The organism is Pseudomonas sp. MPDS (genome assembly GCF_013283895.1).
Taxonomy (GTDB): Bacteria; Pseudomonadota; Gammaproteobacteria; order Pseudomonadales; family Pseudomonadaceae; genus Aquipseudomonas; species Aquipseudomonas rhizophila.
Genome location: NZ_CP054128.1, coordinates 5780510 through 5803672, shown reverse-complemented (window position 1 = coordinate 5803672; position 23163 = coordinate 5780510). Strand labels below are relative to the sequence as shown.

At 61.2% G+C, this 23163-nt stretch carries 19 protein-coding genes and 2 tRNA genes; 19 read left to right on the top strand and 2 right to left on the bottom strand.

The features are described 5' to 3' along the window. Positions 1-6 precede the first annotated feature (6 nt). The 12 genes from HQ912_RS25810 to HQ912_RS25755 all read left to right on the top strand — a co-directional run bounded on the left by HQ912_RS25810 (position 7) and on the right by HQ912_RS25755 (position 15001). Entirely contained in the window at positions 7-1506 is a 1500-nt protein-coding gene (locus tag HQ912_RS25810) for an NAD(P)H-hydrate dehydratase (RefSeq protein ID WP_173407448.1), read from the top strand. Further along, entirely contained in the window at positions 1494-1964 is a 471-nt protein-coding gene (gene tsaE / locus HQ912_RS25805) for a tRNA (adenosine(37)-N6)-threonylcarbamoyltransferase complex ATPase subunit type 1 TsaE (RefSeq protein WP_047227306.1), read from the top strand. Before HQ912_RS25810 ends, tsaE begins: the two co-directional genes overlap by 13 nt. Beyond that, a complete protein-coding gene (locus tag HQ912_RS25800) occupies positions 1964-3394 on the top strand; it encodes an N-acetylmuramoyl-L-alanine amidase (RefSeq protein ID WP_047227307.1) in 1431 nt (476 codons plus the stop codon). Before tsaE ends, HQ912_RS25800 begins: the two co-directional genes overlap by 1 nt. Continuing rightward, positions 3391-5304 (top strand): DNA mismatch repair endonuclease MutL, encoded by a 1914-nt coding sequence (gene mutL / locus HQ912_RS25795; protein ID WP_076382898.1) that lies wholly within the window; start codon positions 3391-3393, stop codon positions 5302-5304. Before HQ912_RS25800 ends, mutL begins: the two co-directional genes overlap by 4 nt. Further along, positions 5304-6275: a tRNA (adenosine(37)-N6)-dimethylallyltransferase MiaA gene (miaA, locus tag HQ912_RS25790; RefSeq protein WP_047227309.1), complete on the top strand. Its 972-nt coding sequence runs from the start codon at positions 5304-5306 to the stop codon at positions 6273-6275. The genes mutL and miaA overlap by 1 nt, the downstream gene beginning before the upstream one ends. 91 nt (positions 6276-6366) lie before the next feature. Further along, the gene (hfq, locus tag HQ912_RS25785) at positions 6367-6627 is read left to right on the top strand and encodes an RNA chaperone Hfq (RefSeq protein ID WP_047227310.1); all 261 of its coding nucleotides are present in this window, start codon (positions 6367-6369) and stop codon (positions 6625-6627) included. A 12-nt stretch (positions 6628-6639) separates the two neighbouring features. Continuing rightward, positions 6640-7941 carry a ribosome rescue GTPase HflX gene (hflX, locus tag HQ912_RS25780; RefSeq protein ID WP_160893732.1) on the top strand — a complete coding sequence of 434 codons (1302 nt, stop codon included), beginning with the start codon at positions 6640-6642 and terminating at the stop codon, positions 7939-7941. 85 nt (positions 7942-8026) lie between these two features. Then, complete coding sequence (gene hflK, locus HQ912_RS25775) at positions 8027-9199, top strand: FtsH protease activity modulator HflK (protein WP_047227312.1); 1173 nt, start codon at positions 8027-8029, stop codon at positions 9197-9199. Beyond that, positions 9199-10068: a protease modulator HflC gene (gene hflC, locus HQ912_RS25770; RefSeq protein WP_047227313.1), complete on the top strand. Its 870-nt coding sequence runs from the start codon at positions 9199-9201 to the stop codon at positions 10066-10068. The genes hflK and hflC overlap by 1 nt, the downstream gene beginning before the upstream one ends. Before the next feature lie 313 nt (positions 10069-10381). Beyond that, positions 10382-11569, top strand: coding sequence for an ATP phosphoribosyltransferase regulatory subunit (locus HQ912_RS25765; RefSeq protein ID WP_047227314.1), 1188 nt, complete (start codon positions 10382-10384; stop codon positions 11567-11569). A 54-nt stretch (positions 11570-11623) separates the two neighbouring features. Then, positions 11624-12916 carry an adenylosuccinate synthase gene (locus HQ912_RS25760; RefSeq protein WP_003186407.1) on the top strand — a complete coding sequence of 431 codons (1293 nt, stop codon included), beginning with the start codon at positions 11624-11626 and terminating at the stop codon, positions 12914-12916. A gap of 150 nt (positions 12917-13066) precedes the next feature. Then, entirely contained in the window at positions 13067-15001 is a 1935-nt protein-coding gene (locus HQ912_RS25755) for a methyl-accepting chemotaxis protein (RefSeq protein WP_047227315.1), read from the top strand. 224 nt (positions 15002-15225) lie between these two features. Here HQ912_RS25755 and HQ912_RS25750 read toward each other — a convergent pair. Together HQ912_RS25750 and HQ912_RS25745 are read right to left on the bottom strand one after the other, a co-directional pair. Further along, positions 15226-15312, bottom strand: a tRNA-Leu gene (locus tag HQ912_RS25750). A gap of 175 nt (positions 15313-15487) precedes the next feature. Further along, positions 15488-15574 (bottom strand) — tRNA-Leu (locus HQ912_RS25745). A 226-nt stretch (positions 15575-15800) separates the two neighbouring features. Between HQ912_RS25745 and rnr the strand changes: the two genes are divergently transcribed. The 7 genes from rnr (at position 15801) to dnaB (ending at position 23102) form a co-directional block, all read left to right on the top strand. Continuing rightward, on the top strand, positions 15801-18419 hold the full coding sequence (gene rnr / locus HQ912_RS25740; protein ID WP_047227316.1) for a ribonuclease R: 2619 nt from the start codon (positions 15801-15803) through the stop codon (positions 18417-18419). Next, positions 18416-19183, top strand: a complete 768-nt coding sequence (gene rlmB, locus HQ912_RS25735; RefSeq protein WP_047227317.1) for a 23S rRNA (guanosine(2251)-2'-O)-methyltransferase RlmB — start codon at positions 18416-18418, stop codon at positions 19181-19183. The genes rnr and rlmB overlap by 4 nt, the downstream gene beginning before the upstream one ends. A 302-nt stretch (positions 19184-19485) precedes the next feature. Further along, positions 19486-19914: a 30S ribosomal protein S6 gene (rpsF, locus tag HQ912_RS25730; RefSeq protein WP_003186395.1), complete on the top strand. Its 429-nt coding sequence runs from the start codon at positions 19486-19488 to the stop codon at positions 19912-19914. Positions 19915-19942: 28 nt separating this feature from the next. Continuing rightward, the gene (rpsR, locus tag HQ912_RS25725) at positions 19943-20173 is read left to right on the top strand and encodes a 30S ribosomal protein S18 (protein WP_002551829.1); all 231 of its coding nucleotides are present in this window, start codon (positions 19943-19945) and stop codon (positions 20171-20173) included. Between the two features lie 36 nt (positions 20174-20209). Further along, on the top strand, positions 20210-21103 hold the full coding sequence (locus HQ912_RS25720) for a hypothetical protein (RefSeq protein ID WP_173407447.1): 894 nt from the start codon (positions 20210-20212) through the stop codon (positions 21101-21103). A gap of 18 nt (positions 21104-21121) precedes the next feature. Further along, positions 21122-21568 carry a 50S ribosomal protein L9 gene (gene rplI, locus HQ912_RS25715; protein ID WP_047227319.1) on the top strand — a complete coding sequence of 149 codons (447 nt, stop codon included), beginning with the start codon at positions 21122-21124 and terminating at the stop codon, positions 21566-21568. Positions 21569-21704: 136 nt separating this feature from the next. Next, on the top strand, positions 21705-23102 hold the full coding sequence (gene dnaB / locus HQ912_RS25710; RefSeq protein ID WP_027911801.1) for a replicative DNA helicase: 1398 nt from the start codon (positions 21705-21707) through the stop codon (positions 23100-23102). Positions 23103-23163 lie beyond the last annotated feature (61 nt).

Here is a 23163-nt window from a genome sequence, read left to right as displayed (position 1 = left end):
AGACGCATGCCGCACACTAAAGATGATTTTCCCGACGCGCTGTACAGTGCCGCGCAGGTCCGGGCCCTTGACGCACAGCTGATTGCGGCAGGCACGACTGGCTTCGAATTGATGCAGCGAGCCGCCCGCGCCACCTGGCGCGCCATTGTCCGGCACTGGCCAGACGCCAGCGAGCTGACCGTGCTGGCCGGGCATGGCATCAACGCCGGCGACGGTTATCTGGTGGCGACCCTGGCCCGCCGTGCCGGCTGGTCAGTGCGGGTGCTGACGGTGGGTGAGCCCCGGCGTTTGCAGGGGGATGCCGCCAATGCCCACGCCGAGGCGGTGGCGGTGGGTGTGCCGGTGGAGCCATGGTCGGACGAGTCCGACTTGCGCGGTGTGCTGCTCGACGCCTTGCTCGGCACGGGATTGAGTGGCGAAGTACGCGAGCCCTACGTTCGGGCAATCGACACCATCAATGTCAGTGGCCTGCCAGTGGCCGCGGTGGATATCCCTTCGGGGCTGTGTGCCGACACGGGACGGGTGCTGGGTACGGCAGTGACGGCCGACCTGACCGTAACCTTTATCGGCCTGAAGCTGGGCCTGTTCACAGGCGATGCGGCGGACCGGGTCGGTGAACTGATATTCAATGATCTGCATGCCGATTCCGACATCGTCGAGGCGGCGCCGGCCACGGCCCGGCTTCTGCAGCCCGCTAATCTGCCGGGTCTGACGCCGCGCGCGCGCGCATCCCACAAAGGCAAGTTCGGTCATGTTCTATTGATCGGCGGCGATCGAGGTTTTGGCGGGGCTATCCAGATGAGCGCCGAGAGTGCCCTGCGTTGCGGCGCGGGGATGGTGTCCATGGCCACTCGCAACGAGCATGTGTCCGCTGCGCTGACGCGTTTACCCGAAGTCATGGTGCAGGGCACCCACTCAGCAAACCAATTGATGGGGTTGCTTGAGCAGGTCAGTGTGTTGGTGGTGGGGCCGGGCCTCGGTCAGGCTGCGTGGGGACGTAGCTTGTTGTCGGCGGCGGCCAACGCATTGCTGCCCCAGGTGTGGGATGCCGATGCGCTGAACCTGCTGAGCAGTGGTGCGGTCAGTTTGCCCGCGCACTGTGTGATCACCCCTCATCCGGGCGAGGCGGCGCGGCTTCTGGGTATCTCCACGGCTCAGGTGCAGGTCGATCGTCCGGCGGCGGCCCACGCATTGAGCAAACAATACGCGGCCACAGTGATTCTCAAAGGCGCTGGCAGCCTGATTGCCAGTCCAGACGGTCGCCTGTCGGTTTGTAGCCAGGGCCATCCGGCCATGGCCACGGCAGGCCTCGGGGATGTGCTGGCCGGGGTGGTCGGTGCGTTGCTCGCCCAAGGCATGGATGGCTTTGACGCCGCCTGCCTGGCGGTGTGGCTGCATGCCAATGCCGGTGCGCAAGCCGGTCAGTCGGGCCGGGGATTGGCGGCGACCGATCTGATCCCGGCCATTCGTCAGTTGTTGGAGGAGCATTCACCGTGTCTGAAGTAACCCTGTACGTGGCGGACGAACAAGCCATGACGCAATTGGGGGCGCGCATTGCGCGTACCACGGCAGGCCATGGTCTGATTTTTCTGGAGGGCGACCTCGGCGCGGGAAAAACCACCTTGTCCCGCGGCATTATTCGTGGTCTGGGACACGTCGGCGCAGTGAAAAGTCCTACGTTCACGTTGGTTGAACCCTACGAAATCGGCGACATTCGTGCCTTCCATTTTGACCTGTACCGACTGGTGGACCCTGAAGAGTTGGAATTCCTCGGTATCCGCGATTACTTCGAAGATGACGCCTTGTGTCTGATCGAATGGCCCCAGAAGGGTGCAGGCTTTTTGCCAAAGCCCGACCTGACCATTACCATTGGCGCGCAGAACGGCGGGCGTTCGTTGATACTGACGCCGCAAGGCTCGCGTGGCGAGTCGTGGTGTGCCGCTTTGGCACTGGAAACTAATTGATGATGGGGTTTGGTATGCGCTTTCGCGCGGTGGTTGCTGTCGTAGGAATGTTGCTTACGGCACTGGCCGTCGATGCTGTGGCACAGACGAAGGTCAGCAGCGTTCGTCTGTGGCGGGCGCCGGACAACACTCGTCTGGTGTTCGACCTGACGGGGCCGGTGCAGCACAGCGTATTCACCCTGACCGCTCCGGATCGCCTGGTGATCGACATCAATGGCGCATCCCTGGGGGCGCCGCTGACAGCCGCCACCGCCAACACGCCGATCACGGCCATTCGCTCGGCTCAGCGCACGCCGACTGACCTGCGGGTGGTCGTCGATCTGAATAAGGCGGTTACCCCGAAAAGCTTCACCCTGGCGCCCAACGCCCAGTACGGCAACCGACTGGTGGTGGACTTGTTCGACAACCCGGGCGATGCCGCGCCACCGCCTGCGCCGCCGACCAAAGTCGCCACAGTGCCGGCGGTGCCGGTCACGCCGACCGAGCCTGCTCTCAAGCTACCGCCGGCGCCTTCCGGCAAGCGCGATATCATCGTTGTGATCGATGCCGGTCACGGGGGGGAGGACCCGGGTGCCTCTGGCTCGCGAGGGCAGCGTGAAAAGGACGTGGTGCTGTCCATCGCCCGTGAGTTGCAGCGCCAGGTCAATGGTATGAAGGGCTTTCGCGCGGAGCTGACCCGTACCGGAGACTATTTCATCCCCTTGCGTGGCCGTACCGAAATCGCCCGCAAGAAGGGCGCGGACCTGTTCGTCTCGATCCATGCCGACGCCGCCCCTTCAAAAGCCGCGTTCGGGGCCTCGGTGTTTGCCCTGTCTGACCGGGGGGCCACCTCCGAGACCGCCCGTTGGCTGGCTGACAGCGAAAACCGTTCCGACCTGATTGGCGGTGCCGGTAACGTCAGCCTCGATGACAAGGACCGCATGCTCGCCGGCGTGCTGCTCGATTTGTCGATGACCGCCTCGCTGACGTCCAGCCTGAACGTCGGTCAAAAAGTCTTGAGCAACATTGGACGTGTCACGCCGCTGCACAAGCGACGCGTCGAGCAGGCCGGGTTCATGGTGCTCAAGTCACCGGATATCCCGTCGATTCTGGTGGAAACCGGGTTCATCTCCAACGCCAACGAAGCCTCGAAGCTGACATCCTCCAGCCACCAACAGGCCCTGGCCCGTTCCATCAGCAGCGGCGTGCGACAGTTCTTCCAGCAGAACCCGCCACCGGGCACCTACATCGCCTGGCTACGAGACTCCGGCAAGATCGCCCAGGGGCCGCGAGACCATCGGGTCAATCCTGGCGAAACCCTGGCAATGATCGCGGTGCGCTATCAGGTGTCGCCCGCGTCGTTGCGCAGTGCCAATAATCTCAAGAGCGACGAGCTCAAGATCGGCCAGACCCTGACCATTCCCGGCAACGAAGTGGTGGTCAAGCAATGAGCGATGAACTGACCGGCAGCACTGCCCGCATCGAACTGCTCAGCCCCCGGCTGGCGAACCAGATCGCTGCCGGTGAGGTGGTCGAGCGTCCGGCTTCGGTGATCAAGGAGTTGCTGGAGAACAGCCTCGACTCCGGGGCCCGGCGCATCGATGTGGATGTCGAGCAGGGCGGTGTCAAGCTGCTGCGTGTGCGCGATGACGGTGGCGGCATTCCTGCCGACGACCTGCCGTTGGCCCTGGCGCGCCACGCCACCAGCAAGATCCGCGATCTGGAAGACCTCGAGCGGGTCATGAGCCTGGGGTTCCGTGGCGAGGCGCTGGCCTCCATCAGTTCGGTGTCGCGCCTGACGCTCACCTCGCGTACCCGCGAAGCCGACCAGGCCTGGCAGGTCGAGACCGAAGGCCGGGACATGGCCTCTCGCGTCCAGCCCGCGGCCCATCCGGTGGGCACCTCGGTGGAAGTGCGCGACCTGTTCTTCAATACCCCGGCGCGGCGCAAGTTTCTCAAGGCCGAGAAGACCGAATTCGATCATTTGCAGGAAGTCATCAAGCGTCTGGCGCTGGCGCGTTTTGACGTGGCGTTCCATTTGCGCCACAACGGCAAGACCATCCTCAGCCTGCACGAGGCCCATGATGATGCGGCCCGTGCTCGACGCGTCGGCGCGGTGTGCGGTGCCGGGTTCCTGGAGCAGGCTCTGCCCATCGAAGTGGAGCGCAATGGCCTGCACCTGTGGGGCTGGGTCGGGCTGCCGACTTTTTCTCGCAGCCAGGCGGACTTGCAGTACTTTTACGTGAACGGGCGGGCGGTGCGCGACAAGCTGGTGGCCCATGCGGTGCGCCAGGCCTATCGCGACGTGTTGTTCAACGGTCGGCATCCAACGTTCGTGCTTTTTTTCGAAGTCGATCCCGCGGTGGTGGACGTCAACGTCCATCCCACCAAGCATGAAGTACGCTTCCGTGACGGGCGCATGGTGCACGATTTCCTTTACGGCACCTTGCACCGCGCCTTGGGCGATGTGCGCCCCGAAGATCAATTGGCGGCACCGGCGGCAGTTGCCGGCATGGTCCGGCCAACGGGGCTGGAGGCTGGCGAATTCGGGCCTCAGGGCGAAATGCGCCTGGCCGCCAACGCACTGCTGGAGCAACCCCAGCCCCAGCCGACCTACAACGCCGCCGGGACCGGCGCGGGCAGCGGTTACCAGTACCAATACACCCCGCGTGCGCAATCGAGCGTGCCCGCCGCCGAAGCTCAGGCGGCTTATCGCGAGTTCTTCAAGCCCCTGCCTGAGGCCGGTGCGGCGGCGTTGCCGGACGGCCAGGGTGACATTCCGCCACTGGGTTATGCCCTGGCGCAGCTCAAAGGCATCTATATCCTCGCGGAAAATGCCCAGGGCCTGGTCCTGGTAGACATGCATGCCGCCCACGAGCGGATCATGTACGAGCGGCTGAAGATCGCCATGGCCAGCGAAGGCCTTAGCGGGCAACCGCTATTGGTGCCTGAATCCCTGGCGGTCAGTCAGCGTGAGGCCGATTGCGCCGAGGAGCATGTGAGCTGGTTCCAGCGCCTGGGCTTTGAGCTGCAGCGCCTGGGCCCGGAAACCCTGGCGATCCGGCAGATCCCGGCGTTGTTGAAGCAGGCCGAGGCCAACCGACTGGTCAGCGACGTGCTGGCGGACCTGATGGAGTACGGCACCAGCGACCGGATCCAGGCGCACCTGAACGAACTGCTCGGCACCATGGCCTGCCACGGCGCAATCCGCGCCAACCGGCGTCTGGCCTTGCCGGAAATGAATGGCCTGCTGCGGGATATGGAAAACACCGAGCGCAGCGGCCAATGCAACCATGGCCGGCCGACCTGGACCCAACTGGGCCTGGACGACCTGGACAAACTGTTCCTGCGCGGTCGTTGATGAGCCAGTTACCACCTGCGATCTTTCTGATGGGGCCGACCGCAGCCGGCAAGACCGACCTGGCCATTGAGTTGACCAAAGTGCTGCCCTGCGAGCTGATCAGCGTCGATTCGGCCTTGGTCTACCGGGGCATGGACATCGGCACGGCCAAGCCGTCAAAAGAGCTGCTGGCCGAGTTCCCGCACCGACTGATCGACATCCTGGATCCGGCCGAAGCTTACTCGGCAGCGGATTTTCGTCGCGATGCCCTTCAGGCCATGGCCGACATCACCGCCAGAGGCAAGATTCCGCTGCTGGTGGGCGGCACGATGCTGTACTACAAGGCTCTGGTCGAGGGGCTGGCGGACATGCCGGCTGCCGATCCCAGCGTGCGCGCGCAGATCGAAGAAGAGGCTGCACGCCTTGGCTGGCAAGCCCTGCATGAGCAACTGGCGGTCATCGACCCGGAGTCGGCGGCCCGCATTCACCCCAACGACCCGCAACGGCTCAGCCGGGCGCTGGAGGTCTATCGGGTCAGCGGGCAGAGCATGACGGCCCTGCGACAGCGACAATCTGCGCAAAGTACTGAAGCAGCCGCTTCGGGAATGCAACAATTGCCCTATACTGTCGCCAATCTGGCCATCGCTCCGGCGAACCGGCAAGTGCTGCATCGGCGAATTGAACAAAGATTCACATTAATGTTGGAACAGGGATTCATAGACGAGGTCGTAGCCCTGCGTGAGCGAAGTGACCTGCATGCCGGGTTGCCGTCTATACGTGCGGTGGGTTATCGACAGGTCTGGGACTATCTGGACGGCAAGCTGACGTCAGCCGAGATGCAGGAGCGTGGAATCATTGCCACGCGCCAATTGGCGAAACGCCAGTTCACCTGGCTGCGGAGCTGGACTGACTTGCATTGGCTTGACAGTCTTGATTGCGACAATCTGCCGCGCGCCTTGAAATACCTTGGGACCATCTCCATATTGAGCTGAGTCCTTGCAATTGCCGTCTATCCTTGGGGGTGTGACGGCCCAAGCCATCTGATTCCGATTTTAATTATTGATCCTTAAAGGAGTGCGGCACATGTCAAAAGGGCATTCGCTACAAGACCCTTACTTGAACACTTTACGTAAAGAGAAAGTTGGGGTGTCCATCTATCTGGTCAACGGGATCAAACTGCAAGGCCATATCGAGTCTTTCGACCAGTTCGTCATCCTGTTGAAAAACACCGTCAGCCAGATGGTCTACAAGCACGCGATCTCGACAGTAGTGCCTGTGCGTGCGATTCGTCTGCCTAGCGCAACCGAATCCGAAGCCGGTGACGCTGAACCGGGTAACGCTTGATAGGAGTCTCCTTTGTTCTTTGAGCGCCACGGTGGGGGTGAGCGGGCCATTCTCGTTCACTTGGATGGACAAGACCCTGAGGCGCGCGAAGATCCGCAGGAGTTTCAGGAATTGGCACTTTCGGCCGGCGCCGAGACCGTCGCGTTTTTTAACGTGCCGCGTCATCGGCCAACCGCCAAATACCTGATAGGTAGCGGCAAGGTCGAGGAATTGCGCGACCTGGTCAAAACCGAGCAGGTCGACCTGGTGATTTTCAATCACATCCTCACGCCCAGTCAGGAACGTAACCTCGAGCGTGTGTTCGAGTGTCGCGTGATCGACCGGACGGGGTTGATTCTCGATATCTTCGCCCAACGCGCCCGTACCCATGAAGGCAAGCTCCAGGTCGAACTGGCCCAGCTTGAGCACATGAGTACGCGCCTGGTTCGTGGCTGGACCCACCTTGAGCGGCAGAAGGGGGGGATCGGTCTGCGCGGTCCGGGTGAGACCCAGCTGGAAACCGACCGGCGCCTGCTGCGGGTTCGCCTGCGCCAGATCAAGGGGCGTCTGGAAAAGGTCCGCAGCCAGCGCGAGCAATCCCGGCGTGGCCGCAAGCGTGCTGATATCCCGACGGTTTCATTGGTGGGTTACACCAACGCCGGCAAATCGACGCTGTTCAATAACGTGACCCAGTCCGATGTCTACGCCGCCGACCAGTTGTTCGCCACGCTCGATCCGACCCTGCGCCGGCTCGATCTGGACGACCTCGGGCCGATTGTGCTGGCCGACACCGTGGGCTTCATTCGGCACTTGCCGCATAAGCTGGTGGAGGCTTTCCGGGCTACGCTCGAAGAGTCGAGCAACTCCGACCTGCTGCTGCACGTGATCGATGCCGCCGAGCCGGACCGGATGCTGCAGATCGAGCAGGTCATGGTGGTGCTGGGCGAGATCGGAGCCCAGGACTTGCCGATCCTCGAGGTATACAACAAACTCGATTTGCTCGAAGGCGTGGAGCCGCAGATCCAGCGTGATGCCGATGGCAAACCGCAGCGGGTCTGGTTATCGGCCCGCGACGGCTCCGGCCTCGACCTGCTCAAGCAGGCCGTGGCGGAGCTGCTGGGCAACGACTTGTTTGTTGGCACGCTGAAGTTGCCGCAACGTTTCGCTCGGCTGCGGGCCCAGTTCTTTGAGCTCGGAGCGGTGCAGAAAGAAGAACACGACGAAGAAGGCGTCTGCCTGCTGGCGGTTCGCCTGCCTCGGGCGGAGCTCAATCGACTGGTCAGTCGCGAAGGGCTGCAGCCGATGGAATTCATCGAGCAACACACTTTGCAATAAAAGCCTGAGAAAGCTGTGTCAGGCATTCTGTAGCATTGGTCGGCGCGCCGTGGGTGCGTCTTTGCTTTATCAGATGGAGAGCGCTATGGCTTGGAATGAGCCGGGTGGCAACTCGAATAATCAGGATCCCTGGGGTGGAAAACGTCGTAACAACGGCGACCGCAAAGGGCCGCCGGATCTCGACGAGGCCTTCCGAAAGCTGCAGGAAAGCCTGAACGGTTTGTTCGGTGGTGGTAAGAAACGCGGTGACGATGGTGGTGGCCGTTCGGGCAAGGGTGGCGGTTATGGCCTGCTCGGCATTGGTCTCGTCGTGCTCGCGGCTGTCTGGCTGTACAGCGCGGTATATGTCGTGGACGAGCAGGAGCAGGCCGTGGTGCTGCGCTTTGGCAAGTACTACGAGACTGTCGGTCCGGGTCTGAACATCTATTTCCCGCCGATCGACAAGAAGTTCATGGAAAACGTCACGCGTGAGCGTGCCTATACCAAGCAGGGCCAGATGCTCACCGAAGACGAGAACATCGTCGAAGTGCCGCTGACCGTGCAATACAAGATTTCCAATCTGCAAGACTTCGTACTGAACGTCGACCAACCGGAAATCAGCCTGCAGCACGCCACTGAAAGTGCCTTGCGTCATGTGGTGGGCTCTACCGCCATGGACCAGGTGCTGACTGAAGGTCGTGAGTTGATGGCCAGCGAAATCAAGGAGCGCCTGCAAAGGTTCCTCGATACCTATCGCACCGGTATCACCGTTACCCAGGTCAACGTTCAGAGCGCAGCGGCACCGCGTGAAGTCCAGGAAGCCTTCGATGACGTGATCCGTGCCCGTGAAGACGAGCAGCGTTCGCGCAACCAGGCCGAGACCTACGCCAACGGCGTCGTGCCGGAAGCCCGTGGTCAGGCCCAGCGCATCATTGAAGATGCCAACGGTTACCGCGACGAAGTGGTCTCCCGCGCCAAGGGTGAGGCGGATCGCTTCACCAAACTGGTGAGCGAGTATCGCAAGGCGCCTGAAGTCACCCGCGAGCGTCTGTACCTGGACACCATGCAGGAAGTCTTCAGCAACACCAGCAAGGTCCTCGTGACCGGCAACAAGAACGGCCAGAGCAATCTGCTGTACTTGCCGCTGGACAAGATGGTCGAAGGCGGTCGTAAAACCGGCACGCCACCGTCCAGCACGGCAGCGGCCAGCAATGAAGCCAATGCCCGCGCGGCGGCGGAGCAGCAGCAACAGCAAGCACGTACCAGGGAGAGTCGCTGATGAGCAATAAATCGCTGATCGCCCTTATTGTCGGTGTCGTCGTGGCGATCGCTGCCTGGAACTGCTTCTACATCGTGGCTCAGACCGAGCGTGCGGTGTTGCTGCAATTCGGTCGCGTGGTCCAGGCGGATGTCCAGCCGGGCCTGCATGTGAAAGTGCCGTACGTCAACAAGGTGCGTAAGTTCGATGCCCGCCTGATGACACTGGATGCACCGACACAACGCTTCCTGACGCTGGAAAAGAAAGCCGTGATGGTGGACGCCTACGCCAAGTGGCGCGTGAAAGATGCCGAGCGCTTCTACACCGCGACTTCCGGTCTCAAGCAGATTGCCGACGAGCGTCTGTCCCGTCGTCTTGAGTCGGGCCTGCGTGACCAGTTCGGTAAGCGTACGCTGCATGAAGTCGTGTCTGGTGAGCGTGATGCGCTCATGGCCGACATCACTCGTTCGCTGAACGCGATGGCGGAAAAAGAGCTGGGTATCGAAGTTGTCGATGTCCGGGTCAAGGCCATCGACCTGCCCAAGGAAGTGAACCGCAGTGTGTTCGAGCGGATGAGCACCGAGCGTGAGCGTGAAGCTCGCGAGCACCGCGCCAAGGGTAACGAGCTGGCTGAAGGCATCCGTGCCGACGCCGATCGTCAGCGTCGCGTATTGCTGGCCGAAGCCTACCGTGAATCGGAAGAGCTGCGCGGTGACGGTGATGCCCAGGCCGCTGCGATCTACGCCAAGGCCTATGGTCAGGATCAGGAGTTCTACGCGTTCTACCGTAGCCTGCGTGCCTACCGTGAAAGCTTTGCGGACAAATCCGACGTCCTGGTCCTTGACCCAAGCAGCGACTTCTTCCAGTACCTGGAAAAGTCCAAGCCTTGATGCGACGTTGACCTGAAGCACTCCGCCCGGCGGCTAAAGCGTCGGGCGGGGTGATCCTTTGGGAAAACGTGTGTATGATGCGGCAGCCGGGAAATTCCCGGCTTTTTTGCGTCTGCACGTTCGATTGCGGTTTTTGTTGCAGGCGTCGGGTTGAACGGCTCGACAGGTTTTTCGAGGAAAGTGCTTGGCGAGGCCGACTACAGGCCATTCGTCACGTTGCTCATGCGCGGGGTTTGCGCATGTGGCGGGCACTTTCTGCTTCACTCAAGGCTTGCCCGAGGGCTGGCCGCCCGGACCATAGGGGAATGGCGTAATGGCAACGGTAGACCGCTGGCTGCTGCCAGATGGCATCGAAGAAGTACTGCCACCGGAAGCTGCGCGTATTGAAGTAGCGCGTCGGCAGGTGTTGGATCTGTTCCAGAGCTGGGGTTACGAATTCGTCGTTACCCCGCATATCGAGTACCTGGAATCCCTGCTGACCGGCGCGGGCCAGGACCTGGATCTGCGCACCTTCAAGGTTATCGACCCGCAGTCGGGCCGGCAGATGGGCTTTCGTGCCGACATCACGCCGCAAGTGGCGCGTATCGACGCCCACACCCTGCGTCGTGAAGGTCCGAGCCGTCTGTGCTATGCCGGCAGTGTGCTGCACGCCCAGCCGCGCGCCCTGTCGTCTTCGCGCAGTCCGATCCAGCTGGGTGCCGAGTTGTATGGCGATGCGAGCCCGAGCAGCGACGTGGAAGTCATCAGCCTGATGCTTGCCATGCTGCAACTGGCCGACGTACCGGATGTCCACATGGACCTGGGCCACGTTGGCATCTATCGTGGCCTGGCGCGTGCGGCCGGTTTGTCCGGCGAAGTGGAGCAGCAGTTGTTCGATGCCTTGCAGCGCAAGGCCATCGATGAAGTGATCAGTCTGACCGAAGGCCTGCCGGCCGATCTGTCCGGCATGTTGCGGGCGCTGGTGGATCTGTGCGGCGGTCGCGAAGTGCTGGCCGCTGCCCGCGAGCGGCTGGCCCATGCGCCGGCGCCGGTGCTCGCGGCACTGGACGATTTGCTGGCGATTGCCGAGCGACTGTCGGTGCGTTTCCCCGAGTTGCCGCTGTACTTCGACCTGGGTGAACTGCGCGGTTATCACTACCACACCGGTGTGGTGTTCGCGGTGTTCGTGCCGGGGGTTGGCCAGTCCATCGCTCAGGGCGGTCGATACGATGATATTGGCGCCGACTTCGGTCGTGCCCGTCCGGCGACCGGCTTCTCTACCGATTTGAAAACCCTGGTGACCCTGGGGCGTGCTGAAGTCGAGCTACCGTCTGGCGGTATCTGGATGCCTGACAGTACGGATGCAGCACTCTGGCAGACGGTCTGCCAGTTGCGCAGTGAGGGTCAGCGTGTCGTCCAGGCCTTGCCTGGGCAGCCTTTGGCCGCCGCCCGTGAAGCGGACTGCGACCGGCAATTGATTCAGCAGAACGGGCTTTGGCAAGTATTGCCGCTGGCTTCTTGAGTTTTCCTGCCGGCCGCGGCCGGCACCAAGTTTGCGCGAATGAGGACAAGTGTTATGGGTAAGAATGTCGTAGTCCTGGGCACCCAGTGGGGTGATGAGGGCAAAGGCAAGATCGTTGATCTGCTGACCGAACATGCTGCCGCCGTAGTGCGCTACCAGGGTGGCCACAACGCAGGTCACACCTTGGTGATCGACGGTGAGAAAACCGTACTGCACCTGATTCCGTCGGGCGTGTTGCGCGAAGGCGTGCAGTGCCTGATCGGCAACGGGGTGGTGGTTGCCCCTGACGCCTTGTTGCGGGAAATCATCAAGCTGGAAGAGAAAGGCGTACCGGTGCGCGAGCGCCTGCGTATCAGCCCGTCCTGCCCGCTGATCCTGTCCTATCACGTTGCGCTGGACCAGGCCCGCGAAAAGGCCCGTGGCGAGCTGAAGATTGGCACCACCGGTCGCGGCATCGGCCCGGCCTACGAAGACAAGGTGGCCCGTCGTGGCCTGCGCATCGGTGACCTGTTTCACCGTGAGCGCTTCGCCGCCAAGCTGGGCGAGTTGCTGGACTACCACAACTTCGTTCTGGTCAATTACTACAAAGAGCCGGCCATCGACTTCCAGAAGACCCTGGATGAATGCATGGAGTACGCCGAGCTGCTCAAGCCGATGATGCTCGACGTCACTGCCGAGCTGCACGAGCTGCGTCGCGCTGGCAAGGACATCATGTTCGAAGGTGCCCAGGGGTCGCTGCTGGACATCGACCATGGTACCTACCCGTACGTCACCAGCTCCAACACCACTGCCGGCGGCATCGCCACCGGCTCGGGTTTCGGCCCGATGTACCTGGATTACATCCTCGGTATTACCAAGGCATACACCACTCGCGTCGGTTCGGGTCCGTTCCCGACCGAGCTGTTCGATGATGTTGGTGCGTTCCTGGCCAAGCGTGGCCATGAGTTCGGCGCCACCACTGGCCGTGCCCGTCGTTGCGGCTGGTTCGATGCCGTCATCCTGCGTCGCGCCATCGACGTCAACAGTATCTCGGGCCTGTGCCTGACCAAGCTGGACGTACTGGACGGCCTGGAAACCATCAACATCTGCGTGGGCTACAAGAATCAGGACGGCGCGGTCATCGACGCACCGACTGACGCTGACAGCTACATCGGTCTGGAGCCGGTATACGAGCAGATGCCAGGCTGGACTGAGTCGACCGTGGGTGCCAAGACCCTGGAAGAGCTGCCAGTAGCGGCTCGCAATTACATCAAGCGCGTCGAAGAGTTGGTCGGTGCACCGATCGACATTATTTCGACGGGGCCGGACCGCAACGAAACCATCGTTCTGCGTCACCCGTTTGCCTGATAAGCCGTTGATGTAAAACACAAAGGACCCTCGTTTGGGTCCTTTGTCGTTTCTGCCTGCCAGACGGCACGACACTTGCTATACACCATGAATAATAAGTGCTTCTTGTGAAGTGCCATCAAATTAATGGCGTTAGTAGAGGGATTCCCTGTGTCGGCCGTTCTCTCATTGTTACAAAGCCGCCTGTTGCGGCCTGTGTTCGTTACTCTTGGTGTCGCCCTTTTGGTGCAGGTGCTGGTCGCTGTCGCGCTGACGCGAAGCACGGTCACTGCGCTGGAGGCTGATCTGGAGGCGCGGCTCGGCGGCGACAGCCAGAAGTTGTCTGGCGAACTGGAGCAGGCCGGGCGTGAAGTCACGTCGAGCCTGGACAGCTTGTCTGCCAGCACTCGTCAGCGCCTCACCGCCGGTTTATCTGCGCGACTGAAGGATGAGCAGGCACAGTTGCGGGCGACGCTGGAAAAATCGCTCAAGGACTCTGCCAATGATATGGCGCAACTCCTGGCTTCGGTTGCGCCCCGCGCCATGTGGGACAGCGACGTGCCTGCGCTCTCCGAGTTTGCCCGTCGGGCCCAGCGCAATCCCAACGTACTCTTCGTCATTTATGACGACGCCACCGGCCAGCACCTGACTCGCTACCTGAATCGGGAGAACCCGATCAACAAGGCTTTGTTGGAGAAAGGCCAGGGCGACCGGGCGCTGGACAAGGTGTTGGACGCGGCGAAGAACGACCCTTCGGTGTATTACCTTGAGGCCTCGATCAACCCCAACGGCGTAGAGATCGGCAAGGTGTTGATGGGCGTTTCCACGGCCTCCGTTGAAGCTGACCTGGAGGCGTTGGACCAGCGCTTCTCGGCCTTGATCGCCAGTGGTGACCAGTTGGTGGGTGATAGCCTCAAGGGGGCGGCAGCCGACAGCGCCACGGCAATGCGCGGGCGCCTGGAGTCGGCTCAGTCCACCGCGACGCAAATGCAGGCCAACACCGCCACCACCGTACAGGACGCTGCGGGCACTTTGCGCTGGCGGATCGGCCTGGGTCTAGCGCTGGTGGGGTTTGGCGTGCTGGTGCTGCTGGCGGTGGTGTTGGGGCGGCGAGTGGTCAATCGTTTGAAACTGTTGATTGCCGCGATGAACGATCTGGCGGCGGGTGAGGGCGACCTGACCAAGCGCGTGCAAATCAGCAGCAAGGACGAAATCGGCGAGATGGCCTCGGCGGTCAATCGTTTTGTGGATAAGTTGCAGCCCATCGTGCGAGAGGCGGGGGATGTGGCCCAGCGCACCGGTGTGGAAATCGGTGCAATGACCTTGCGTAACTCCGGTGCCGATGCGGCGGCCGGAATGCAGCGTGATGAAGTGGCCGAGAGCCTGCGAGCGTTGTCGCAAATGGCCGATGAAGCGCAATCGGAAAGTCAGGCGATGCAGGCTGCCTTGCAGCAGGTGGTGGAGATTCGCAAGGCCACCGACGAAAACACCCGAACCTCGGCCAAGGTCGGTGGTTTGATCGAAGCGCTGGCCGGGCAGGTCGACACGGGGGCAAAAGTCATCGAGCGGCTGGCGCAACAGAGCGAGCAGATCGAAGTGGTGCTCACGGTCATTCACGGCATTGCCGAGCAAACCAACCTGCTGGCTTTGAACGCGGCCATCGAAGCGGCGCGGGCCGGGGAAACCGGGCGTGGGTTCGCAGTGGTTGCCGACGAGGTGCGGGCGCTGGCAAGCAAGACCCAGAGTTCGACCGGCGACATCCAGGCGCATATCGTCGCGCTGCAGCAGGGCGCTCGCGAGGCGGTGGCTGCCATCGGCCAGGCCGGGCGTCAGGCCAGTGAGGGGTTGTTGGTGTTGCGTGACAGCGCGCGCTTGCAGCAGTCGGTACAGACCTCTGTAGAGCAGGTGCATGCGGCCATCGGTCTGGCCACGCAAGCGGCGGCTCACCAGGCGCAAGGTGCGCAAGCGGTGCGTGGGCGGGTGGAAACCATTCACGCCCAGGCCGAGAAAGCGGCTCAGGCTGTGGTCGAGACCACGGCCAGTGGCAAGGTATTGGATAGTCTGGCGGCGCAGTTGAAGGCGAGCCTGGGGCAGTTCCGGGCTTGATGGGCTGGCCTCATCGCGAGCAGGCTCGCTCCCACATTGATCCACTGTGAACAGAGTATCTGTGAGCGCTGGAGATCCCGTGTGGGAGCGAGCCTGCTCGCGATAGCGGTTTCAGTGGCTCAGAGGCATCTTGTCGTGAGCGAATAAATCGCCAACCCCAGAAACGCAAAAACCCGCTTTCGCGGGTTTTTGTGAGTTCAAGGCCGTAACCTTGAAGCTTGAATTGGTGCCCAGAAGAAGACTCGAACTTCCACGACCTTGCGGTCACCAGCACCTGAAGCTGGCGTGTCTACCAATTTCACCATCTGGGCAGCATCTTCAGCGTTGCCGCTGTCGATGTGGCGCACTATACGGAGCGAGTTTTGATCTGTAAACCCCTGTTTTTGTTTTAGTAATTACCAGTCAGATTCCAGGGGCCGAAAATGCAAAAACCCGCTTTCGCGGGTTTTTGGGGAGCTGGCAGATCATTGATCTGTCGCTCGAAATTGGTGCCCAGAAGAAGACTCGAACTTCCACGACCTTGCGGTCACCAGCACCTGAAGCTGGCGTGTCTACCAATTTCACCATCTGGGCAGTATCGGCAACGCGTGTGCGTCGTCGATGGCGCGCACTATACGGAGCGTGTTTTTAACTGTAAACCCCTCACGAGAAAAAAACCGCTAAATTTCACGAGCGGTGCATTTCCGGGCTTCAAGAGGGGTCAAAAGGCTTCAGAAAAAGGCATTGGATGCTTGAAATTTCCCGTTTCATTACGCCTATGCCAAACTAACCCGCATATAGACAAGGTGAAAACTCTCTAATGGCCGATTGGCAGTCCCTCGATCCCGAGGCCGCTCGTGAAGCGGAAAAATACGAAAACCCTATTCCTAGCCGCGAACTGATCCTGGCGCATCTCGCCGATCGGGGTTCGCCTGCTAGCCGCGAGCAACTGGTCGAAGAGTTCGGTCTGACCACCGAAGACCAGCTCGAAGCCCTGCGCCGCCGTCTGCGCGCCATGGAGCGCGATGCGCAGTTGATCTACACCCGGCGCGGCACCTATGCGCCCGTGGACAAGCTTGACCTGATCCTGGGCCGCATCGCCGGTCACCGTGACGGTTTCGGCTTCCTGATTCCGGACGACGGCAGCGACGACCTGTTCATGAGCCCGGCGCAGATGCGTCTGGTGTTCGACGGTGACCGGGCTTTGGCCCGGGTTTCCGGCCTGGACCGCCGCGGCCGCCGTGAAGGCGTGATCGTCGAAGTGGTGTCCCGTGCCCACGAAAGCATCGTCGGCCGTTACTTTGAAGAAGGTGGCATCGGCTTTGTCGTCGCCGACAACCCGAAGATCCAGCAGGAAGTGCTGGTCACCCCGGGCCGCAATGCCAACGCCAAGGTCGGTCAGTTCGTCGAGGTGAAAATCACCCACTGGCCAACCCCGCGCTTCCAGCCCCAGGGCGATGTGGTGGAAGTGGTCGGCAACTACATGGCGCCGGGCATGGAAATCGATGTCGCCCTGCGTACTTATGACATCCCGCACGTATGGCCTGAAGCGGTCCTGAAAGAAGCCGCCAAGCTCAAGCCGGAAGTCGAAGAGAAAGACAAAGAGAAGCGCATCGACCTGCGTCACCTGCCATTCGTCACCATCGATGGCGAAGACGCCCGGGACTTCGACGACGCGGTCTACTGCGAAGCCAAGCCTGGCAAGCTGCGCCTGTTCTCCGGCGGCTGGAAGTTGTACGTGGCGATTGCCGATGTTTCCAGCTACGTGAAACTCGGTTCGGCGCTGGACGCCGAAGCCCAGGTACGCGGCAACTCGGTGTACTTCCCCGAGCGCGTCGTACCGATGCTGCCAGAGCAACTGTCCAACGGTTTGTGCTCGCTCAATCCTCACGTCGATCGCCTGGCCATGGTTTGCGAGATGACCATCTCCAAATCCGGCGAGATGACCGACTACTGCTTCTACGAGGCGGTGATCCATTCCCACGCCCGCCTGACCTACAACAAGGTCAGCGCGATGCTGGAAACCCCGAAACTTGCCGAATCGCGCAAGCTTCGTGGCGAATACACCGATGTCGTGCCGCATCTCAAAGAGCTGTACTCGCTCTACAAAGTGCTGCTGGCGGCCCGTCACGTGCGTGGCGCGATCGATTTCGAAACTCAGGAAACCCGGATCATCTTCGGCTCCGAGCGCAAGATCGCCGAGATTCGTCCGACGGTGCGCAACGATGCCCACAAGCTGATCGAGGAATGCATGCTGGCCGCCAACGTCGCCACTGCTGAGTTCCTGAAGAAGCACGAGATTCCTGCGCTGTACCGGGTCCACGATGGCCCGCCGCCGGAGCGCCTGGAAAAACTGCGGGCCTTCCTCGGTGAGCTCGGCCTGTCCTTGCACAAAGGCAAGGACGGTCCGTCGCCCAAGGATTACCAGGCCCTGCTGGCCAGTATCAAGGATCGTCCGGATTTCCACCTGATCCAGACCGTGATGCTGCGCTCGTTGAGCCAGGCGGTATACAGCGCCGATAACCAGGGCCACTTCGGCCTGAATTACGAAGCTTATACCCACTTTACGTCGCCGATCCGTCGTTACCCTGACTTGCTCACGCATCGGGCGATCCGCAGCGTGATCCACTCGAAGATGGACACCCCGCACGTCAAACGTGCCGGTGCGATGACCATTCCCAAGGCGCGCATCTACCCCTACGACGAGGCGGCCCTGGAACAACTCGGCGAGCAGTGCTCAATGAGCGAGCGCCGTGCCGATGAAGCGACTCGTGACGTAGTGAACTGGCTCAAGTGCGAGTTCATGAAGGATCGCGTGGGTGAGTCGTTCCCGGGCGTGATCACTGCCGTGACCGGTTTTGGCCTGTTCGTCGAGCTGACCGACATCTACGTCGAAGGCCTGGTGCACGTCACCGCGCTGCCGGGCGATTACTACCACTTCGACCCCGTGCATCACCGCTTGGCGGGTGAGCGCACCGGCCGCAGCTTCCGTCTTGGCGATACGGTCGAAGTGCGGGTCATGCGCGTTGATCTCGACGAGCGCAAGATCGACTTCGAGATGGCGGAAAAAACCATCAGCGCGCCGATTGGCCGCAAGAAGCGCGGCACTGAAACTTCTGCGCCTGCGGCCAAGACCGCCGCCGAGCCTGCTGCGGCCAAGTCCGGGCGTCGCGGCCCGGCCAAGGAAAAGGCCGTCGAAGCCTATCGCCCAAGCGATGCGGCGGCAAAAAACGCCGAGCTGCGCAAAAGTCGTGAGATGAAACAGGCGTTGCTCGCCGAAGCCAAGAGCGGCGGTAAAGCGGCGTCTGGGGGAAAGACCGGACGGTCGGCGCCGGACAAGGCGACCGGCAAGCCGAGCAAACACCGTAAAGGCCCGCCGAAAGCGGGCTCGGCCCCAGCCAAGAGCGGCGGGGCGCGTAAACCCAAGGCCAAGTCATGAGTCAGTTGGAAAAAATCTACGGTGTGCATGCCGTGGAAGCATTGCTGCGTCACCATCCCAAGCGGGTCAAGCAGATCTGGCTGGCGGAAGGCCGCAGTGATCCGCGGGTCCAGACCCTGATCGAGCTGGCGGGCGAGAATCGCGTAGCGGTCGGCCAGGCTGAACGGCGGGAAATGGACGCCTGGGTCGAAGGTGTGCACCAGGGGGTGGTGGCTGAGGTCAGCCCGAGCCAGGTCTGGGGCGAGGCGATGCTCGACGAGTTGCTCGATCGCACCGAAGGCGCGCCATTGTTGCTGGTACTGGATGGCGTGACCGATCCTCACAACCTTGGCGCTTGCCTGCGCTCGGCCGATGCGGCGGGTGCATTGGCGGTGATCGTACCTAAAGACAAGTCGGCGACGTTGACGCCGGTGGTGCGTAAAGTCGCCTGTGGCGCGGCGGAAGTTATCCCGTTGGTGGCCGTGACCAATCTGGCGCGTACCCTGGAGAAACTCCAGCAGCGTGGCCTGTGGGTGGTCGGCACGGCGGGCGAGGCCGAGGTCAGCATTTATGACCAGGACCTGACGGGCCCGACGATCCTGATCATGGGGGCCGAAGGCAAGGGCATGCGGCGCCTGACCCGCGAGCATTGCGACTACCTGGTCAAGCTGCCGATGGCCGGCAGTGTCAGCAGCCTCAACGTTTCGGTCGCGACCGGCGTGTGTCTGTTCGAGGCTCAGCGCCAGCGTAGCGTCAAGGCTGCTGCGGCCGCCAAGAAGTCCTGATCCAGTTGTATTCCTTTGGGAGCGAGCCTGCTCGCGATAGCGGAGTGCCGTTCAACGCAAATGTTGAATGGAGCGCCCTCATCGCGAGCAGGCTCGCTCCCACATTGGTTTGTGTGGGTAAGGATTGGTGGTTGTTCAAATAATCACCAATCACCTTGCGCCGCCCTCGGCCCTTCTCTACAATTGCGCCCCTTGCTGTGATGGCAGGCACTTATGTGTCTAGCGTCCACAAGTCCATAAGTGTCATTCACTCCTTGTCTGACCGTTTTTGAGCGGCAGGCTACAACCCGTAAGGAGCATTCATGCGTCATTACGAAATCATCTTTTTGGTCCACCCGGATCAAAGCGAGCAAGTCGGCGGCATGGTTGAGCGTTACACCAAGCTGATCGAAGAAGACGGCGGCAAAATCCACCGTCTGGAAGATTGGGGCCGTCGTCAACTGGCCTATGCAATCAACAATGTTCACAAGGCTCACTACGTGATGCTGAACGTTGAATGCACCGGCAAGGCCCTGGCCGAGCTGGAAGACAACTTCCGCTACAACGATGCAGTGATCCGTAACCTGGTCATCCGTCGCGAAGAAGCCGTCACCGGCCAATCCGAGATGCTCAAGGCTGAAGAAAACCGCAGTGAGCGCCGTGAGCGTCGCGACCGTCCTGAGCACTCTGACAGCGCCGATGGCGATGACAGCGATAGCGACAGCGACAACAGCGATAACGCTGACGAGTAATCCACGGACCTTTTAAGGAGCCAATCACATGGCACGTTTCTTCCGTCGTCGTAAATTCTGCCGCTTCACCGCTGAAGACGTGAAAGAGATCGATTACAAAGATCTCAACACTCTGAAAGCCTACGTATCCGAGACCGGCAAAATCGTTCCAAGCCGTATCACCGGTACCAAAGCTCGTTATCAGCGTCAGCTGGCCACCGCTATCAAGCGCGCCCGCTTCCTGGCCCTGCTGGCCTACACCGACAGCCACGGCCGCTGAGACCGGGCAGTCGACACGTAGCAAAGGATTGAATGCATGCGCGCCTTAGCTGAGTTCATCATGCGCGGTCGTATGCAGGCCACTCTGGTAGTGGCTGGATGCGCGGCATTGCCGTTGTTGTATTGGTTGGGTGCTGCCGCGGTGAGTCTTGTACTCCTGCGGCGCGGATTGAAGGACGCCCTTGGCGTTCTTGCTCTGGGACTGCTGCCGGCTTTGCTCTGGTGGTTGTATTCCGCTGACCCGCGGGCACTGATGGTGCTGCTGGGGTCTTCGGCGCTGGCGTTGGTGTTGCGCGCAAGCGAATCCTGGAACCGCGTGCTGCTGGTCAGCATAGCGATGGGAGTGGTGTTTTCAGTGGCGCTCGGGGTGGCTTTCGCGCCCCAGATCGAGATGCTGTCGCAGGCTTTGATAAAAATCCTGCCCGAGGCCCTCGGTGATCTCTACCAGCAGATGTCGGTAGAGGAGCAAGCGCGTTTCGCGTCCCTGATCGCACCGGTCCTGACCGGCCTGATTGCGGCCTTGTTACAAATCGTCAGTGTGCTGAGCCTGATTATCGGGCGCTACTGGCAGGCGTTGTTGTACAACCCGGGTGGTTTTGGTCGCGAATTTCGCGCCATCCGTTTCCCGCTTGGGCTGGCGATGTTGCTGCTGGCGGGCATGCTTCTGGGGCCGAACTTCGGTCCGCAGATGGCCATGCTCACGCCGTTGTGCAGTGTACCGCTGGTATTTGCCGCTCTGGCCCTGATTCACGGGCTGGTGGCGCAAAAGCGACTGGCCAGGTTCTGGCTGGTGGGGTTGTACGTCACGTTGTTGCTGTTCATGCAGCTGATCTATCCGTTGCTGGTGGTCCTGGCCATCGTCGACAGCCTGATTGATTTTCGCGGTCGTATGGCGCCGAAAGACGCCGACAACGCGAACGGTGAAGGTTAAAAGTTAGAGGATTTTCACATGCAACTGATCCTTCTGGAAAAAGTCACCAACCTGGGCAACCTGGGTGACAAAGTAAACGTTAAGGCCGGTTACGGTCGTAACTACCTGCTGCCTTACGGCAAAGCCACCGCTGCGACCGCTGCCAACCTGGCCGCGTTCGAAGAGCGTCGCGCTGAGCTGGAAAAAGCCGCAGCAGACCGTAAGACCTCGGCTGAAAGCCGTGCTGCCCAACTGGCCGAGCTGGAAGTGACCATCACTGCCACCGCTGGCGACGAAGGCAAGCTGTTCGGTTCGATCGGTACTCACGACATCGCTGACGCACTGACCGCCTCTGGCGTTGAAGTGTCGAAGAGCGAAGTTCGTCTGCCGAACGGCACCATCCGCAACGTAGGCGAATTCGACGTAGCCGTGCACCTGCACGCCGAAGTTGAAGCCACCGTACGCGTTGTCGTGGTAGCAGCTTAAGCAATACCTGTCGGCTGGCACCCTCGGGTACTAGTCGGTAACATCGGGCACGATCCTGTTTACAGGTCGTGCCCTTTGTCTTTCTGCAATTGCTGATTTTCAAAACCCCCTGCGTTTCCAAAAGAATCAAGTGGCCATGAACGAAATCACCGCTCCCGAGCAATACGATCTGCAAACCGCAGCCCTGAAGGTGCCTCCGCACTCCATCGAGGCCGAACAGGCCGTGCTCGGTGGTCTGATGCTGGACAACAACGCCTGGGAACGCGTGCTCGATCAAGTATCCGACGGCGATTTCTACCGACATGACCACCGCCTGATTTTCCGTGCCATCGCAAGATTGGCCGATCAGAACATGCCGATCGACGTGGTGACCCTGGCCGAGCAATTGGACAAGGAAGGCCAGACGTCTCAGGTTGGCGGCCTCGGTTACCTGGGTGAGTTGGCAAAAAACACGCCGTCTGTCGCCAACATCAAGGCCTATGCCCAGATCGTGCGCGAACGGGCGACCTTGCGCCAATTGATCGGTATCAGCACCGAAATCGCGGACAGCGCCTTCAACCCGGAAGGCCGAACCGCTGCCGAGATCCTCGATGAAGCGGAACGGCAAATCTTCCAGATCGCCGAGGCCCGGCCAAAAACCGGTGGCCCGGTGAGCGTCAACGATCTGCTGACCAAGGCCATCGACCGCATCGACACCCTGTTCAACACCGACAACGCCATCACCGGCCTGTCCACCGGCTACACCGACCTCGATGAGAAGACCAGCGGCCTGCAGCCATCGGACCTGATCATCGTCGCCGGCCGTCCGTCCATGGGTAAAACCACCTTTGCGATGAACCTGGTGGAAAACGCCGTGCTGCGCAGCGACAAGGCCGTACTGGTGTACTCCCTGGAGATGCCAGGTGAATCGCTGATCATGCGTATGCTCTCGTCCCTGGGGCGTATCGACCAGACCAAGGTCCGTTCCGGCCAACTGGAAGATGACGACTGGCCGCGCCTGACTTCGGCGGTCAATCTGCTCAACGACCGCAAGCTGTTCATCGACGATACTGCCGGTATCAGCCCTTCGGAAATGCGCGCCCGGACCCGTCGCCTGGTGCGTGAGCACGGTGATATCGCGTTGATCATGATCGACTACCTGCAGTTGATGCAGATTCCGGGCTCCAGTGGCGACAACCGGACCAACGAGATTTCCGAAATCTCCCGTTCCCTCAAGGCCCTGGCCAAGGAATTCAACTGCCCGGTGGTGGCGCTCTCTCAGTTGAACCGTTCCCTGGAACAGCGCCCCAACAAACGCCCGGTGAACTCCGACTTGCGTGAATCCGGAGCGATCGAGCAGGACGCCGACGTGATCATGTTCGTCTACCGTGACGAGGTGTACCACCCGGAGACGGAGCACAAGGGCATCGCTGAAATCATCATCGGCAAGCAGCGTAACGGCCCGATCGGCTTCATTCGCCTGGCCTTTATCGGTAAATACACCCGATTCGAGAACCTGGCGCCGGGTAGCTACAATTTTGATGATGATGAGTAAGTTCGTCGTCGCCTGAACTGGCCCCATCGTCGGAACGCCGCCCGGAGCAGGCTCGTTCCCA

What these genes read in the sequence shown, in the direction of transcription:
- hfq (WP_047227310.1), top strand. Translation starts at nt 6,367, where the DNA reads ATGTCAAAAGGGCATTCGCTACAAGACCCTTACTTGAACACTTTACGT.
- rpsF (WP_003186395.1), top strand. Translation starts at nt 19,486, where the DNA reads ATGCGTCATTACGAAATCATCTTTTTGGTCCACCCGGATCAAAGCGAG.
- hflC (WP_047227313.1), top strand. Translation starts at nt 9,199, where the DNA reads ATGAGCAATAAATCGCTGATCGCCCTTATTGTCGGTGTCGTCGTGGCG.
- HQ912_RS25720 (WP_173407447.1), top strand. Translation starts at nt 20,210, where the DNA reads ATGCGCGCCTTAGCTGAGTTCATCATGCGCGGTCGTATGCAGGCCACT.
- mutL (WP_076382898.1), top strand. Translation starts at nt 3,391, where the DNA reads ATGAGCGATGAACTGACCGGCAGCACTGCCCGCATCGAACTGCTCAGC.
- hflK (WP_047227312.1), top strand. Translation starts at nt 8,027, where the DNA reads ATGGCTTGGAATGAGCCGGGTGGCAACTCGAATAATCAGGATCCCTGG.
- rnr (WP_047227316.1), top strand. Translation starts at nt 15,801, where the DNA reads ATGGCCGATTGGCAGTCCCTCGATCCCGAGGCCGCTCGTGAAGCGGAA.
- HQ912_RS25810 (WP_173407448.1), top strand. Translation starts at nt 7, where the DNA reads ATGCCGCACACTAAAGATGATTTTCCCGACGCGCTGTACAGTGCCGCG.
- dnaB (WP_027911801.1), top strand. Translation starts at nt 21,705, where the DNA reads ATGAACGAAATCACCGCTCCCGAGCAATACGATCTGCAAACCGCAGCC.
- rplI (WP_047227319.1), top strand. Translation starts at nt 21,122, where the DNA reads ATGCAACTGATCCTTCTGGAAAAAGTCACCAACCTGGGCAACCTGGGT.
- HQ912_RS25760 (WP_003186407.1), top strand. Translation starts at nt 11,624, where the DNA reads ATGGGTAAGAATGTCGTAGTCCTGGGCACCCAGTGGGGTGATGAGGGC.
- rlmB (WP_047227317.1), top strand. Translation starts at nt 18,416, where the DNA reads ATGAGTCAGTTGGAAAAAATCTACGGTGTGCATGCCGTGGAAGCATTG.
- HQ912_RS25765 (WP_047227314.1), top strand. Translation starts at nt 10,382, where the DNA reads ATGGCAACGGTAGACCGCTGGCTGCTGCCAGATGGCATCGAAGAAGTA.
- miaA (WP_047227309.1), top strand. Translation starts at nt 5,304, where the DNA reads ATGAGCCAGTTACCACCTGCGATCTTTCTGATGGGGCCGACCGCAGCC.
- rpsR (WP_002551829.1), top strand. Translation starts at nt 19,943, where the DNA reads ATGGCACGTTTCTTCCGTCGTCGTAAATTCTGCCGCTTCACCGCTGAA.
- HQ912_RS25800 (WP_047227307.1), top strand. Translation starts at nt 1,964, where the DNA reads ATGATGGGGTTTGGTATGCGCTTTCGCGCGGTGGTTGCTGTCGTAGGA.